The 16,618-nt window shown below is 32.6% G+C and carries 15 protein-coding genes; 7 read left to right on the plus strand and 8 right to left on the minus strand.

What is annotated here, in order from left to right; genetic code table 11:
* Window positions 1-25: 25 nt before the first annotated feature.
* Window positions 26-2,656 carry an alanine--tRNA ligase gene (alaS, locus tag ACHMWN_RS14290; RefSeq protein ID WP_397302355.1) on the minus strand — a complete coding sequence of 877 codons (2,631 nt, stop codon included), beginning with the start codon at window positions 2,654-2,656 and terminating at the stop codon, window positions 26-28.
* A 121-nt stretch (window positions 2,657-2,777) separates the two neighbouring features.
* Here alaS and ACHMWN_RS14295 point away from each other — a divergent pair, with 121 nt between their 5' ends.
* Window positions 2,778-3,113, plus strand: coding sequence for a MerR family transcriptional regulator (locus ACHMWN_RS14295; protein WP_397302357.1), 336 nt, complete (start codon window positions 2,778-2,780; stop codon window positions 3,111-3,113).
* A 25-nt stretch (window positions 3,114-3,138) separates the two neighbouring features.
* Here ACHMWN_RS14295 and ACHMWN_RS14300 read toward each other — a convergent pair whose 3' ends face one another.
* The 7 genes from ACHMWN_RS14300 to ACHMWN_RS14330 all read right to left on the minus strand — a co-directional run bounded on the left by ACHMWN_RS14300 (window position 3,139) and on the right by ACHMWN_RS14330 (window position 7,715).
* The gene (locus tag ACHMWN_RS14300; protein ID WP_397302359.1) at window positions 3,139-3,768 is read right to left on the minus strand and encodes a hypothetical protein; all 630 of its coding nucleotides are present in this window, start codon (window positions 3,766-3,768) and stop codon (window positions 3,139-3,141) included.
* 408 nt (window positions 3,769-4,176) lie between these two features.
* A complete protein-coding gene (locus ACHMWN_RS14305; protein WP_397302362.1) occupies window positions 4,177-4,365 on the minus strand; it encodes a hypothetical protein in 189 nt (62 codons plus the stop codon).
* Window positions 4,366-4,471: 106 nt separating this feature from the next.
* Window positions 4,472-4,741: a hypothetical protein gene (locus ACHMWN_RS14310; RefSeq protein WP_397302364.1), complete on the minus strand. Its 270-nt coding sequence runs from the start codon at window positions 4,739-4,741 to the stop codon at window positions 4,472-4,474.
* 89 nt (window positions 4,742-4,830) lie between these two features.
* A complete protein-coding gene (locus tag ACHMWN_RS14315; RefSeq protein WP_397302366.1) occupies window positions 4,831-5,748 on the minus strand; it encodes an SMP-30/gluconolactonase/LRE family protein in 918 nt (305 codons plus the stop codon).
* Window positions 5,736-6,458, minus strand: coding sequence for a methyltransferase family protein (locus tag ACHMWN_RS14320; protein ID WP_397302369.1), 723 nt, complete (start codon window positions 6,456-6,458; stop codon window positions 5,736-5,738). Before ACHMWN_RS14320 ends, ACHMWN_RS14315 begins: the two co-directional genes overlap by 13 nt.
* 1 nt (window position 6,459) lies before the next feature.
* The gene (gene cmoA, locus ACHMWN_RS14325) at window positions 6,460-7,200 is read right to left on the minus strand and encodes a carboxy-S-adenosyl-L-methionine synthase CmoA (RefSeq protein WP_397302372.1); all 741 of its coding nucleotides are present in this window, start codon (window positions 7,198-7,200) and stop codon (window positions 6,460-6,462) included.
* Between the two features lie 206 nt (window positions 7,201-7,406).
* Window positions 7,407-7,715, minus strand: coding sequence for a hypothetical protein (locus ACHMWN_RS14330; RefSeq protein ID WP_397302374.1), 309 nt, complete (start codon window positions 7,713-7,715; stop codon window positions 7,407-7,409).
* A 274-nt stretch (window positions 7,716-7,989) separates the two neighbouring features.
* Here ACHMWN_RS14330 and ACHMWN_RS14335 point away from each other — a divergent pair, with 274 nt between their 5' ends.
* The 6 genes from ACHMWN_RS14335 to ACHMWN_RS14360 all read left to right on the plus strand — a co-directional run bounded on the left by ACHMWN_RS14335 (window position 7,990) and on the right by ACHMWN_RS14360 (window position 16,462).
* On the plus strand, window positions 7,990-10,440 hold the full coding sequence (locus tag ACHMWN_RS14335; protein WP_397302377.1) for a TonB-dependent siderophore receptor: 2,451 nt from the start codon (window positions 7,990-7,992) through the stop codon (window positions 10,438-10,440).
* A gap of 197 nt (window positions 10,441-10,637) precedes the next feature.
* Entirely contained in the window at window positions 10,638-11,516 is an 879-nt protein-coding gene (locus ACHMWN_RS14340; protein ID WP_397302379.1) for an AraC family transcriptional regulator, read from the plus strand.
* Window positions 11,517-11,568: 52 nt separating this feature from the next.
* Window positions 11,569-12,309 carry a (Fe-S)-binding protein gene (locus ACHMWN_RS14345; RefSeq protein ID WP_397302382.1) on the plus strand — a complete coding sequence of 247 codons (741 nt, stop codon included), beginning with the start codon at window positions 11,569-11,571 and terminating at the stop codon, window positions 12,307-12,309.
* Window positions 12,306-13,685, plus strand: a complete 1,380-nt coding sequence (locus ACHMWN_RS14350; RefSeq protein WP_397302385.1) for a lactate utilization protein B — start codon at window positions 12,306-12,308, stop codon at window positions 13,683-13,685. The genes ACHMWN_RS14345 and ACHMWN_RS14350 overlap by 4 nt, the downstream gene beginning before the upstream one ends.
* Window positions 13,675-14,265, plus strand: coding sequence for a lactate utilization protein C (locus tag ACHMWN_RS14355; protein WP_397302386.1), 591 nt, complete (start codon window positions 13,675-13,677; stop codon window positions 14,263-14,265). The genes ACHMWN_RS14350 and ACHMWN_RS14355 overlap by 11 nt, the downstream gene beginning before the upstream one ends.
* A 40-nt stretch (window positions 14,266-14,305) precedes the next feature.
* Window positions 14,306-16,462, plus strand: coding sequence for an alpha-galactosidase (locus tag ACHMWN_RS14360; RefSeq protein ID WP_397302389.1), 2,157 nt, complete (start codon window positions 14,306-14,308; stop codon window positions 16,460-16,462).
* Window positions 16,463-16,618: the final 156 nt, after the last annotated feature.

Consider the following 16,618-nt stretch of genomic DNA (forward strand, 5'->3'; position numbering starts at 1 on the left):
TCGAGGCTTTTTTATAATATAGTATCTAAAGTATAAAATCCTTTGCTTTTTCTAGTACACTAGCCATACCTGCAATATTCTTTCCTCCTGCTGTTGCATAAAATGGTTGACCACCGCCTCCACCTTGAATTTCTTTACCCAGTTCGCGTACAATTTTTGCAGCGTTAAGGTTTTCTGAAACAATATTTTCAGAAATCATCACTGTAATTCCAGGTTTCTCATCTATTAAAGTTGTGAATACTAAATATAAATCAGGCACAAGAGCTTTTACTTCAAAAGATAAATTTTTAACAGCTTCTGCATTCGGTAAATCAACTTGTGTTGCAATAAAATTGATTCCATTAATATTTTCAGCTTTGTCAACGATAGCTTGTTTCATATCACCAGCTTTAGATAAAATGCTTTTTTCTACTTCTTTTTTTAGTTTCGCATTTTCATCTAATAAAGCTTGTACCGCAAGGCTAATATTCTGATTTCCTTTTAGTAAACCTCTTAACTGATTTAACTCTTTGCTTAGGTTCACGATAAATTGTTCTGCTTTTTCTGCCGTAATGGCTTCGATACGACGAACACCTGCAGCTACAGCACTTTCAGAAACAATTTTGAAATAACCAATTTGTCCAGTTGCTTTAACGTGTGTACCACCGCACAATTCTTTAGAGAAATGATCATCAAAAGTAATTACACGAACAAAATCACCATATTTTTCTCCAAATAAAGCGGTTACACCTGAATTAATCGCTTCATCATAAGGCACATTACGTTGTTCTTTTAGATGAATATTTTCTCTAATTTTCTGATTAACGATATGCTCAATTTGAGTCAAATCTTCTTCACTAATTTTTGCAAAGTGAGAAAAATCGAAACGTAAATTATCTGAATTAACTAAACTTCCTTTTTGATTTACATGATTACCCAATACTTTCTTTAAAGCTGCATGTAATAAGTGAGTTGCAGAATGATTATCTTCTGTTAAAACTCTTTTGTCTTCATCAATTACTGCCCAAAATTTACCATCTAAATCCGTTGGCAACGTATCTGTGTAATGAACAATTACACCATTCTCTTTTTTAGTATCGGTTATTTCTACCCAAAACTGACGGCTATGATCTTCTAAACGGCCAACATCTCCTACCTGTCCACCACTTTCTGCATAAAAAGGTGTTTTGCGTAAAACGATTTGATATTGTTCTTTCCCTTTTGCACTTACTTTACGATATTTTAAAATCTCTGTTTCAATCTCTGTTAGATCGTAACCAACAAATTCAGTATCATTATCATGATTTACGATTATCCAATCTCCAGTATCAATTGCAGTAGCAGCACGAGAACGATTTTTTTGTTCAGCCAAAGCAGAATTAAAACCCTCCATATTAACAGTTAGGCCTTTTTCACGAGCCATCAACTCTGTTAAGTCTATTGGAAAACCGAAAGTATCATATAATTCAAAGGCAAAATTTCCATCAATTACATCCTTTGCTTCATACTTCTCAAAACGCTGAATACCTGTTGCTAAAGTTCTTAGAAAGGAAACCTCTTCTTCCAATACTACTTTTTGAACAAAATCTTTTTGTAAATACAATTCATCGAAAACACCTTTAAATTGTTCCGCTAAAACCGGCACTAATTGATTTAAGAATGGTTCTTTTAAGTTTAAAAATGTATAAGCATAACGTACAGCACGGCGTAGAATACGACGAATTACATACCCAGCTTTATTATTTGAAGGTAATTGTCCATCTGCAATTACAAAGGAAATTGCTCTAATGTGATCGGCCATTACACGCATTGCGACAGCTTCGTTCCAGCCTTTATCACCCTGTTCAGCATTGCTACAATATTCAAATCCAGATTTTTCGGAAATAAACTGAATTAATGGTTGGAAAACATCTGAATCATAATTTGAAGTTTTACCTTGTAAAACACGCACCAAACGTTCAAATCCCATTCCTGTATCTACATGTTGTGCAGGTAAAGGTTTTAAAGAACCATCCTTTACTCTGTTAAACTGCATGAATACATTGTTCCAAATTTCAATTACTTGAGGATGGTCCGCATTTACCAAATCTTTTCCACTAGACGCATTTCTCTCTGCTAATGGTCTACAATCCACATGGATTTCAGAACAAGGCCCACATGGCCCTGTATCGCCCATTTCCCAGAAATTGTCCTTTTTATTTCCTAGAATAATTCGGTCTTCATCTACAAACTGTTTCCACAACTCAAAAGCTTCAGTATCTCTTGGTAAACCTTCTTTTTCATCTCCCTCAAAAATAGAAACGTACAATTGATCTTTCGGAATTTTATAAACTTCAGTTAATAATTCCCAACTCCAAGCTATGGCTTCTTTTTTAAAATAATCACCAAAACTCCAATTACCTAACATCTCAAACATGGTATGGTGATAGGTGTCAATTCCTACTTCTTCCAAATCGTTATGCTTGCCTGAAACACGTAAACAACGTTGTGTATCAGCCACACGAGGATATTTAATTGCAGCTTCGCCCAAAAACAAATCTTTAAATTGATTCATTCCCGCATTGGTAAACATTAAAGTAGGGTCGTTTTTAACCACTATTGGCGCCGATGGTACAATGTGATGCTGTTTACTTCTGAAAAAATCTAAATAGGTTTGTCTTATTTCTTTTGCTGTCATTCTGTGTAGAAAATTTGGAAGAACAAAATTAAAATTTTATTGCGGTATTCTACTAAAATCCCTTTACATTTGTTGAACACTTTAAGTAAAAGCTGCAAACAATTCATAATCAGATTAAAACATGCCATACAAAGACAGGGATATTAACAAAATGTATTATACTATGGGCGAGGTTACCGAAATGTTTGGCGTAAACGCCTCACAAATTAGGTTTTATGAAAAGGAATTTGATGTATTACAGCCAAAGAAAAATAAGAAAGGAAATCGTCTTTTTACTCCTGAAGATATCGAAAACTTAAAGATTATTTTTCACCTTGTAGATGATAAAGGCTTTACACTAAAAGGTGCAAAAGACCATTTAAAAAACAACAATAGTGAAGTTAAAGAAAATCAAAAAGTTATTGCTTCGTTAGAAAAATTGAAAGATTTTTTATTAAAATTAAACCAAGAAATTTAATTCTTGGTTTAATTAGACTTGTATTTTAGTCTCTTGCACTTAGAATAGTCATTTTATTAGTATTAACTATTGCATTATTTGCATAAAATTGATTGCTTTTAAAGATCAAATTCATGTTAAGATTTACTTCATTATTGTTTGAAAGAGAAGCTAAAGCAAAATTTGGCTCTTTATGATATTCACTTAATTTTATTGATTTACGACCAGTCAATGTAATGCTTTCGTCGCTATTCATTACAAAACTAAATTCTAAATCAGTTCTACTCGTTACACCCCCAATATTTAAAATCCCAACTGCATGAATCATTTTCATCATTGGTAAAATCATTACATGAGTAAGTTTAAAACTTATCTCATCTTTATTCACTTTTTGGTTTGAGTTGCCTGAAGTGTTAGCAATGGGTAAAGCAAGTTCGAAAGAATTAATTTCATCTAACACACCATCTTTAACTATAAAATTACCTTCAGCAACCAACGTAGTTAATACATTCTGATTTGAATCAACTGATATCTTTATCTGCGAATCTCCTTCAACTTTGTAAGGAGTTTGTGCTTTTACACTTTGTGTAAATAGTAAACCTGTTAAAACAAGGAAAAATAAAGTAATGCTTTTGTAACTGGTTACATTTGATGCGGCATTGTAGTAGTTCTTCATCTCTTTAATGTTAAGTAATAAGTTTTCAATTGTGTTAGTTTTGAACAGAAGAAAAATGAAATTTATATTTTTCCTATGCCATAAATCTAATATACCGTAAATATTTTATTAATTCACAAATTTAAATTGAAATATTTTCTTAAAAAATTTCAATTTAAGCTAAAAACAAACCAAATTAGCTCATTATAAGTAAATTATAAAAAATAAAAATGTTGAAAAATATTTTAAAATTAAAAAAATAAATAAATCAATTTACATAGACTGCGTGGCATTAATTACCCAAAATGGGGAAATTAAATCTAAAATAGGGGAAATTTATCCACATAAAATTAATGCAAAATTAACTTAAACAACAAATGCGTAGAATTATTCTACGCATTTGTAATTATTTAAATATCGACTTAGTTATTAATGTTTTGTAGTGTCAGGACGTTTTGTTGTATCTGGGATAACTTTGGTGGAATCACGCATTAGACTATCTCTACTTGCGCTATCAATTGCTGTCGAATCCATTGTTCCATTACTATTTTTACTTGAACTGCATCCTGCTATTGCCATACCAGCAACCACAAGGACTAATAAGAATTTCAATTTCATTGTTTTTTATTAAGGTTAAATGTTTACTGCGTCAATTTTTACTCAATGACCATATAGTAAATATCTTTTTAGTAAAAAAAGTTTTAACATTTTAAAAAAAAACAAACTAATAGCCTGTTAATAAAGCATTTGAAGTACTTTCTAGATTAGTAGCATAAAATCTACGCTCTATAAATTTCCCTATATCTTCGATAAATTCATTAGACATTTCTCTTCCACCAATTTGCTCCCAACCGTTGGTTACTTTTTTTATAGTTCCAACTAATTGTTCGCCAATGCAAATACAAAAAACATCATTTACGTCAATTTGTAATAAGGTATAGAGGTACGGGAGCTGATTTTCGAACAATTCGCATAAATAATCAATTTTCACCATGGTACACTGTAAATTAATTTTCCATTGAATAACCTATTTATCAATAACCCAAATCTGATTTAATTGTTTGTAAAACGATTCAAAATTATCTACTCTACTCCTTTTACCAACATAGGCAAAGTATAAATAGAATTACCTGCAGTGATAAATAATATATTTCTCTTTTTTCCGCCAAAGCAGAGGTTAGATGTACGTGCAGTAGAAATATTGATGTATGCTATTTGTGTTCCTTCTTTATTAAAAACAGTCACACCGTTTCCTGTTAAATAAATATTACCTTGCTCATCTAAAGTCATTCCATCTGAACCTTGATTAATAAGCAATATTTTATTTTTTAATGTGCCATCTGGCTGAATAGTATATTGATATGTTTTACCAGCTTTTGCATCCGCAACATAAAGTAATTTACCATTTGAAGTTCCAACTATCCCATTAGGTCTTTGTAAATTATCTTCAACAATTTTTATAGTAGATTCTTTAGCAGTTTTATGGGGCAAATAATATACTTTTTCACCAACAATCGATGGAGCTTTTCTTATCCAATAATTTCTTTGATAATATGGATCAGTAAAGTAAATGCCACCTTTTTTATCTATCCATAAATCATTTGGCCCATTTAAATCATTTTCTTTATCATTCTTATAAACGGATGTCGGTATCGCATTTTTATCGAACGATAAGATTTGAAAATTTTCATCTGCACAAGCAAGTAAATTTCCTTTTTTATCGAAATAAGTACCATTAGCTCTTCCTGCTTTATCTGTAAAGAGTGTTAGTTTCCCATTTACACTATACTTCCAAATGGTGTTGTTAGGTTGGTCGGTGAAAAATACATTTCCTTTTTTATCTACTGATGCGCCTTCTGTAAATTTAAATTGAGATGAAATTAGTTTTAAGCTATCTGGATTAAATAATGGTTTATTAACATTTTGCGCATGTACTATAAATGGGAATAATAAACAAACCAAAAAGAGCTTAATAAAGAAACTAAAACTTATCCTTTCCATGTACCGCTTTTCTTTAAATAACGAATGGAAAGGTAATAAATAGCCAATACAATTGCAGCAGCAATGCCGATTTTATTTCTTAATTCTTCATCACCCTGTGTTAATTGTGGATAATAAAAAAGTAGAATTATTATAATACCTGCCAACCAAACGGTTTGCGTATTGTATTCTTTAATTAGCCATCTTTTTCCATTAAATGCCATATTATTTATGGTTTTTCCAAGACCATTAAAGTTTATCCACCATCGGTTTACACGAGCACAGTAGGCATTAAATTGTTCGCCGAATTTTTTTCTTAAAAAGTTTTCTTCTGCAAATACAATTGCTTGATAAATAAACAAAAACAGAGGAATAAATATAATAATGAACAATAGGGAATTAATTAAAATGCCTACACCAACTAGCATTAATATATTGCCCACATATAATGGATTACGACAATGGTTAAAAAATCCTTCGACTACTAAATGATCTGCATAAACATTTTTATCTTTTCCACCCCTAACGATATAAGCTAAAGCAATGGCAATACCTCGAATTAATTGTCCTAAAATAGTAATGAACAACCCTATAATTAAAGGGTATAGATAATAATTTGGCCCAAATGTGCTTTCTTTAAACAGTTGTGGAGAAGGAATAAACAAAGCGAGGTATAAGAAAATAAATAAGAAATTCCTGTACTTAAAAAAGAAGTTACCGATTGCGATCATTTTAGTTTTTTACTGCGATAAAGCCTGTGAAATTATACCATTTAAAAAAGGTTTCGGTATGCGGAAAACCTGCTTCTTTAAGCATTTTAAAGTTTTCACTCAGCTTATACGGGATTAACACATTTTCTAAAGCTTCTCTTTTTTGTGAAATTTCCATTTCACTATAGTTATTACGACGTTTATAATCGTAATAGTACTTAATAAAATTTCTGTTAAAGAGACTATCTTCTGCCAATATTTTCTCTGAAATGATCAATACTCCTCCAGGTACCAAGCCATTATATATTCTCTTTAATAGCTTTTCACGGAAAATAGGACGAACAAATTGTAACGTTAAACATAATATAACCACAGACGCATTTTCGATTTTAATATCTTCATGTAAATCGGCCTGCACTAGTTCATAGTTTCTTTTAAAATCTGCTTGTTTTAGTTTAACATCACATTTTTTTAGCATTTCTGCTGAATCATCTACCCCAATAAACTTTATATTTTCGGCTACATAAGGATTTAGTCCAATCATGGTTGTACCTGTTGAACATCCTAAGTCTATTACATTTGTATTTGGCAATGCATGTTCTATTGCTAATTCTATAATCATCCGTTGTATTTCGTTATAGAAAGGCACTGAACGTTCTACCATGTCATCAAAAGCATTGGCAACTGTAGCGCCGAACTTGAAATCCGATGGCTTTTTTATTTCCTCTTTAAAAACATTATCTAGGCTATCCTTTTTATCCATCAGTATATTAATGAGTATTACTCGTTTGCAGTAAATCTAACCATGTTTTATGGTAAAACTTATTGGCAACATAAATGGTTAAATTATGTTAACTTTCATTTAACACTCAAGGCATTCAGTTTGTTCTTGAGTTTTTATTTTAGGTTATCAAGGATGAAATTTTTAATTGATAACCTATTGCGATAATTTAGAAGGAATTGAAAAGCTTAACTCTGCTTAAACACATTAATTGATGAAGTTTTCCAAGGGATATAGTTTAATAAAGCACAAATGTTTGCAACTTCTGCCTCAACAAAGCTAGGCACATCGTTTACAATTCTCCAGCGGATGGTATATTTTGGATTATAACTTATATAAATTACAATATCTTCAGATAAGGGCTTAAGTGAAGTAAAACTTTTTAAATGAACGTTTTGTAATTCAGCGGCTAAACGAATTAATCGTTCCTTCATTACTTTAGCTAAAGAAGCGTTGTGATTAAATTCATCAAATATAGCAAGGACAGTAACATTCATATCAGGACAATAAAAATACTATTATTTTTAGCAAATGTAGTTAAATATTTTTATCGAACTACAAGAAAATGTCAAAAATTAATCAGAATGATAAGTTTTTGGGTTCAATCTTATTATTCGTAATTTCAAAAAAACTACAGTTACGTATACTTAAACTCCATCCCTATCCAAAAATTACATTAACTTCTTTATTTAAAATAAGTCTAAATAAAATTTGTGTTTTTAAATTCTCATTCTATCTTTGCGGTAATTTAGAATTAATCCAAATAAATACATGCTTAAATTATTTACAAAATCTCTCAGTTTACTTGCTCTTTCTATTTTTCTTTTTGGAGTAGTAAAAGCACAAAATAAAGTAGGAACAGTAACAGGAACAATAAAAACAAGCGATGGTTTGCCTGTAGCTTATGCAAGTGTTGGATTAAAAAACACTAGTAAAGTTTCTCAAACTAATGAAAATGGTATTTTCTCAATCAAGAATGTAGCACCTGGAAATTATATCATTAAAATTTCTGCAGTAGGCTTAGTTTCTCAAGAGAAAGCAGTTGTTGTAACCGAAGGACAAGTGACCGAAATAAATTTTACAACTACAGAATCAGCCTCTCAATTAGCCGAAGTAGCTGTTACAGGTTATAAAACTCCCAATAAAAAACCAGTAAACTTAGGTAAAATTGCTATCGCACCCATTGATTTACCTCAATCTGTTCAGATTATTGGAAATCAAATAATTACTGATCAACAAGCTAATCGGTTAAGTGATGTCTTAAAGAACGTAAATGGCGTGGCTTATGGTGAGAATCGTGGTTCGGTAAGTGGTGAAACTTTTTTTGCGAGGGGATACAGTTTAGGTACTAATAATGTATTTAAAAATGGCGCTCGTGCAAACAGTGGTGGTATGCCAGAAGCTAGCACATTAGAATCCGTTGAAGTATTAAAAGGTAGTGCGGCTTTATTATATGGTGGCGTTACTGGTGGTGCAGTTGTAAACCTAGTTACTAAAAAACCGAAATTCGAATATGGTGGCGAAGTAGCTATGCGTAGTGGTAGTTATGATTTTTACAAACCAACCGGTGACATTTATGGTCCTATTACAAAAAACTTAGCTTTTCGTGTGATTGGTACTTTTGAAGATGCTGGTAGTTTTAGAAAAAACGTAAATACAAAAAGGACCTATGTAAATCCATCTTTATTATATAAAATAGGCGAAAAAACAGATATTTTGCTTCAAGGAGATTACTTAAAAAGTGACTACACTCCTGATTTTGGTATCGGTTCTATAGATAATAAAATTGTTAACATTGGTAGAAGTACTTATTTGAATGCGCCAGGAGCTTATAACAAAACGAATACGACTACTACTCAATTAAATGTAAATCATAAATTTAATGACAACTGGAAATTAAATGTAATTGCTGGTTTACAGTCCTACAATAGAAATTATTATAGTGCTGAGCGTCCTTTTGCAAATGCTGCAGGAGTTGCTGCAAGAAATCTTACTCGTTCTAAAACAGAAGAATTCACCTACAATCAGCAGATTAACTTAAATGGTAAATTTAAAACGGGTAGCATTATACATTCCTTATTAATTGGTGCTGATGCAGATCAATCTAGAGTAACTTCAAATGCTTTTGCTTACCCAGGTGGTGTTACTACTTATAATTATGGTAATATTAATTTGTTAAATCCTACTAGTTTTAATAATACAGCAGCTTTACCAGCAACAACTGCCATTTCTGAAATATTTGCTCCGGTTTACCGTATGGGAACTTTTGTACAAGATTTAGTTTCTTTAACAGAACAATTTAAAGTATTAGCAGGAGTTCGTTATACTTTCCAAAAAACACCTAGAACTATAACTACTTCATATATTACAGGCGCTAAGACTCTAAGTAATAATATTATTGGAAAATCTAAAGTTGAAACTGCTTTTTCTCCAAAATTTGGATTGATTTATCAACCCTTAAAAACAACTTCACTTTACGTAAGTTATGCAAGTAATTTTATCTCTAATACTGGAATGGATATTTATAGCGCACCATTAGATCCTTCAATCGTTGATCAATATGAAGCTGGTATTAAAAATGATTTATTAGGAGGTAAGTTATCTGCAAACTTAACTGTATACAGAATTACCAATAATAAATTTGCACAACAGGCCTTACTTAAAGCTGATGGCACACCAAATGGCGACACAAATGTTAAAGAATTAAGTGGAAAAACTTCAAGTGATGGTATTGAGTTTGATTTAACAGGAACAATTGTTAAAGGCTTAAACTTCATTGCAGGTTATAGCTACAATTACATCCGTTATACAAAAACATTAGATAAAACAACAATTACTGTGGGTACAACTACCACAACAATTGGTGGTATTGTGGAAGGACAGCGCTTGGTTGGTTCTACCAAAAACACAGCAAATGGAACCTTATTCTATACCTTTCAAAATGGTGGTGTTAAAGGTTTAAAACTAGGTGCGTCTGTTTATTATACTGGCAAACGCAATGGTGGCTATAACGATAGTAAAACCGGAACTCCGAGTAGATTAATTCCTTTAAATGATTTTACAACATTCGATTTATCTGCAGGTTATGCATGGAGAAAACTTTCTTTATTAGGTAAAGTCTCAAACATTACAAATGAGCTAAATTATTTTGTTCATGAGAATTATAGCGTAAACCCTATCCCACCTCGTCAGTTTATAACTACACTTTCTTACAAGTTCTAAATTATACACTAAAAAGCCCCGACCATTTTGAATGGTCGGGGCTTTTTTATTTAATTAAATTAATACAGAAAAAACCAATCATAAATCCTAAAAATTAGCTCGAATTATCCAAATATTCAGCAATATTGGCATTAATATGAAAGATAATATAATTATGCTGTATATTTAATTGACCAATTATAAACCACTGTACTAACATGAAACCTCAATTATTAAAAGTTTCAACTGGCCCTGCCCAGTCATTTAGCGTAAGAAGAGATTTAGTTCCTTACATGAATAATAAATGGCATTATCATCCAGAAGTAGAACTAATCCATTTAAAAAAAGGTGTCGGGACTCAATTTATAGGCGATAGCATTAAAGGCTTTCGCTCAGGCGACATTGTTTTAGTAGGCGCACATCTAGCCCATTATTGGAGATTTGACGACATGTACTTCAATGATCAATCGAAAGCTTGTGCCGATGTAAGAGTTGCGCATTTTAGCGAAAACTTTTGGGGTGATCAATTTTTAAATCTTCCAGAAAATAAAGCTATTAAATCATTATTAGAGAATAGCAGAAGAGGTTTACAAGTAAACGGCAAAGTGAAAATTAAAGTTGCCGATTTACTAGAGCAAATGTTAACCGCGGAAGGAACTCAGCGCATTGTTTTACTAATAGAAGCACTTTCCCTTATTGCCAACTGCAATCAAACGGTAAAACTATCTTCTATTGGATTTAAACAAGATTACGACGAATCAGAAAATATCCGCATTAATGCCATTTACGATTATACCTTAAGTAATTTTAGAAGAAAAATTCATTTAGAAGAAATCGCGAATGTGGCAGTAATTAGTCCAAATTCTTTCTGCAGATATTTTAAATCTAAAACACGTAAAACCTATTCAAGATTTTTAACAGAAATTAAAGTAGGTCATGCCTGCAAGCTGTTAATGGAAAACAAATTAAACATTAAGCAATTGTGCTACGAAAGTGGTTTTAACAATTTGGCGAGCTTCCATAAATATTTTAAAATAACTACTGGTAAAAGCCCTTTAAACTATCAAAAAGAATTTATTTCACATCACAGCAATTAATAGAGATAAAAAATTCTTTTAATTGCTCTAAATCCTAGCTCTTGCCATTTTTATGAAGGTTGCCCTTTTTATTCCGTGTTATGTAGATCAGTTTTATCCGCAAGTTGCTATTGCTACTTTAGAGCTATTAGAGAATTTAGGTATTGATGTAAGTTATCCAACTTCACAAACGTGTTGCGGACAACCAATGGCTAATTCTGGTTTTGAGCATTTAGCTGGCGGATGCAATTCACTTTTTGTTAAAAATTTTAGCGGTTTCGATTATATCGTTGCACCATCTGGTAGTTGCGTTTTACATATTAGGGAACACCTTCACGATGACGACGAGCCTGGATTAGCTAAACAAATTGCAGAAAGAACTTACGAACTAACTTCTTTTTTAACTGATGTATTAAAAATAGATACATTAAAAAGTAGTTTTCCTCATAAAGTTGGAATGCACCAAAGTTGCCACGGACAACGAGGTTTAAAACTTTCACAGATGACTGAACTAAACGCTCCTGATTTTTCGAAGCCAGGACAACTTTTAAATTTGGTGAAAGATATAGAATTAGTAGAATTAGATCGTAAAGATGAATGCTGTGGTTTTGGTGGTACTTTCTGTGTAGCTGAAGAAGCTGTTTCTGTTAAAATGGGAAAAGATCGAGTAAATGATCATGCTAAACACAATGTAGAATACATTACAGGAGTAGATATGTCGTGTTTAATGCACATGGAAGGAATTTTAAATCGACAACAAAGTCCTATCAAAATTATTCATATTGCTGAAATTTTAAACGGAGTGAAAGCATGAAAATTCTAGATCATGCTGAAAGAGCGGACATCTTTAACGAAGATGAAAAGAGAGTAGATTGGCACGATGAAACTCTATGGTGGATTAGACAAAAAAGAGATAAATCTGCACATCAAATTCCAGAATGGGAAAATTTGCGCAATGCAGCATCAGCCATTAAATCAAATACCCTTTCTAATTTATATGACTATTTACTAGAGTTTGAAAAAAATGCATTGCAAAATGGCGTAATCATACATTGGGCTGAAGATGCAAAAAAACACAATGAAATTGTGTATCGTCTATTAAAAGAAAAAGGCATCAATAAAATGGTGAAGAGTAAGTCGATGTTGACTGAAGAATGCCATTTAAATGAATACTTAGAACACCAAGGAATAGAAGTAATTGATTCTGATTTGGGAGAACGCATTGTACAACTCGCAAAAGAACCACCAAGTCATATTGTTTTGCCTTGTATCCATAAAAAGAAAGAAGAAATAGGTGAATTATTTCATGAACATTTAGGTACACCAAAAGGAAATGCGGACCCTCAATTATTAACGGAAGCTGCTCGTGTACATTTAAGAAATACTTTTTTAACACGACGAGCTGCATTAACAGGTGTTAATTTTGCAGTAGCAGAAACTGGAGAAATTGTAATCTGTACCAACGAAGGCAATGCCGATATGGGCGCACATTTAGCCGATATCCATATTGCTTGTATGGGGATAGAAAAGATTATCCCAAAGCGTGAACATCTTTCTGTGTTTTTAAGGTTATTAGCTAGAAGTGCAACTGGACAACCAATTACCACTTACTCTAGTCATTTTGCTAAACCAAGAGATGGAAAAGAGTTGCATATTATTTTAGTAGATAATGGCAGAACTCGTCAATTAGGTAGAGAAGAATTTAGAAATTCATTAAAATGCATTCGTTGCGGCGCTTGCATGAACACTTGCCCTGTATATAGACGTAGTGGCGGACATAGTTACCACAATGCTATAGCAGGGCCAATTGGGGCTATTTTAGCACCGAATTTAGACATGAAACAATATGCAGATCTACCTTTTGCATCTACTTTGTGCGGTTCATGTTCTAATGTTTGTCCGGTTAAAATTGATATTCACGATCAACTGTACAAATGGCGACAAGTGTTGGTAAAAGAAGGTTATACTACCACGGCAAAGCAAGTTGCAATGAAAACAATGGCAACTACCCTATCGTCGCCTACACTTTATAAACTAGCAGGAAGGGCTGCAAGAACAACGCTTAAATATGCCCCATTTATGGTGAATAATAAGTTTAATGTTTGGTATTTGCAAAGAGATATGCCAAAAGTACCAAAAAGTTCATTTGGCGAATGGTATAAAATCAACAGAAAGAACAATGAACAGTAGAGACCAGATTTTAGCCGCCGTAAAAGCAAATCAACCTGAGTTAACTCCATTGCCAGAACTTGATTCCTTTTTCCAAGGACAAGAAACAGCTTTAATTGAAAAATTCTCTCAAGTTTTAAATGGAATAGGAGGAAAAGTGACTGTTGTAGCTAATACTGAAGAAATCATCTCTTTATTAAAAGCTAATTACCCAACAGACCAAATCAGAGTGATTTCCCCTCTATCGAGTATGCAAGAAATTGCCAATAATAATATTAACAACCATAACCCACATGAGCTAGAAAATGTAGAGCTTGCTATATTACCAGCTCATTTTGTAGTAGCAGAAAATGGAGCATGTTGGGTAGATGAATCAATTCTACTTGATAGAGTTTTGCCTTTTATTACACAAAACTTAATTTTGGTAGTGAACAAAGTTGATGTTTTACCAACTATGCATCACGCCTACGAAAAAATTGGAAATAAGCAATACGGCTATGGCGCTTTTATCGCTGGGCCATCTAAAACTGCCGATATAGAACAGAGTTTAGTACTTGGTGCACATGGTGCGAGGTCGCTTTGGGTATTTTTGATTAATTGAACCTTTTAGAATTATTTAGTTTATATCAGAACCATATTATATGAAATCTAAAATTATACTTTTTACTATTTCTTTATTTTGCTCATCCTTTTTATGGGCGCAAAATCGTAGTCCGATTGTTATCGAAACTCAAAATACCAGTTTAGTTTTTGCTGGCGATGAAGGAGGAAAATTGTACCAACGATATTTTGGAAAAACGTTATCAAAAGAAACCTATGCTAAATTAAGAAACGGCATGGAAGCATACATTGGTGCTGGCATGGAAGATGTTTTTGAGCCAGCCATTCGTATGGTACATACAGATGGAAATCCATCTTTAGATTTACGTTTCACTAAAGCAGAAACCAAAAAGTTAGATGCAGACATCACTCAAACTGATATCTATTTAAAAGACCCAGTATATCAAACCGAAGTTATTTTACATTTCAAGGCTGCCTTTAAATCGAATGTACTAAGTAGTTCTACAGAAATTATCAATAAAGAAAAAGGCGGTGTTATTTTAAGTAATTACGCTTCTTCTATGTTACATTTTGATGCTTCAAATTATTTCCTAACGCAGTTTCATGGCGATTGGGCACGTGAAATGGATCAACAAGAAAGTCAATTAACAAGCGGTATTAAAATTATTGATAGCAAATTAGGCAGTAGAGCAAACATGTACCAAAGTCCAGTATTTTTTTTAGCACCTAATAAAACTGCGACTGAAACTGAGGGTGAAGTAATTGCTGGAACAATTGCATGGACAGGCAACTTTCAATTTGTATTTGAAGTAGATAGAACGAATAAGTTAAGGGTAATTTCTGGTATTAATCCGTACGCTTCTACCCTAACCTTAAAAACTGGTGAACATTTTACAACTCCAGAATTTATATTCACCTATAGTGCAAATGGTAAAGGTCAAGCGAGTAGAAATTTACATACTTGGGCTCGAGTGTATGGAGTTTTAGATGGTTTAAAACCCCGAATGACGTTATTAAACAATTGGGAAGCCACACACGTGAAGTTTGATCAAGAGAAATTAGTCGAACTATTTGATGGTTCAAAAAAATTAGGACTTGATTTATTCTTACTAGACGATGGTTGGTTTGGAAATAAATATCCTAGAAATGATGATAAAGCGGGCTTAGGCGATTGGCAAGAAGATCGTAAAAAACTACCTGATGGAATTGGTTACTTAGTGAAAGAAGCGACTAAAAAGGGAATAAAATTCGGAATTTGGTTAGAACCAGAAATGGTAAACCAAAAAAGTGAATTGTACGAAAAACATCCAGATTGGGTTTTAAAACTTCCAAATAGAGCTGAAAACTATCAGCGTAACCAATTGATTTTAGATTTAATCAATCCGAAAGTGCAAGATTTCGTTTTTAATTTGGTAGATAAAATGATGACCGAAAATCCTGGCTTGGCATATATCAAATGGGATAACAATCGATTTATGTCAAACACCTATTCACCTTACCTAGGAAAAGATCAATCGAGGTTATTTATAGATTATACACAGAGTTTTTATAAAGTGATGCAGCGCATTAGAGCTAAATATCCTCATTTAGGCATTATGTTGTGCTCTGGTGGCGGTGGTAGAACAGATTATGGTGCGCTTAAATATTTCGATTCATTTTGGCCAAGTGATAATACTGATGCTGCTGAACGTGTATTTATACAATGGGGATATTCTTATTTCTTCCCATCAAATACTATTTCTAGTCACGTAACTTCTATGGGTAAACAAACCCTTAAGTTTAGAACAGACGTAGCCATGATGGATAAATTGGGTTATGATATTAGTGTAGATAAAATGACGCCTGATGAAATTAGCTTCAGTAGTGCTGCTATTGCAAATTACAATCGATTAAATCCTATCATTTGGTATGGTGATTTATACCGCTTGGTTTCTCCTTATGATGAAGACAGAGCTGTTTTAATGTATACTGATTCTACAAAAAACAAAGCTGTTTTATTTAGCTACAATTTAAATCTAAGAAAAAAACAGATTTTCGGTAAAGTAAAACTTCAAGGTTTAAATCCTGACAATGAATACACCATTACAGAAACTAATCTAATCCCTGGAGCAGCAGCAGAAAGCCCTGAAAATGGTAAAGTTTATACAGGAAGCTATTTAATGGAGATTGGTTTAAATGTTTCCCCTGCTAAATTAAGACCATTGAGTAGTATAGTTTTGGAGATAACAAGTAAGTAAAAAGTATTACGTCATTGCGAGGTACGAAGCAATTTTAAAGCGGTAGCTAACCAATAGTTGTAAGATTGCTTCGTACCTCGCAATGAAGATAACTCTAATAAAACATAGGTGAGTTAGTTTATGTGACCTATGTTTCTATGTGGTTATTTATTAAAC

The organism is Pedobacter sp. UC225_61 (genome assembly GCF_044452285.1).
GTDB lineage: Bacteria > Bacteroidota > Bacteroidia > Sphingobacteriales > Sphingobacteriaceae > Pedobacter.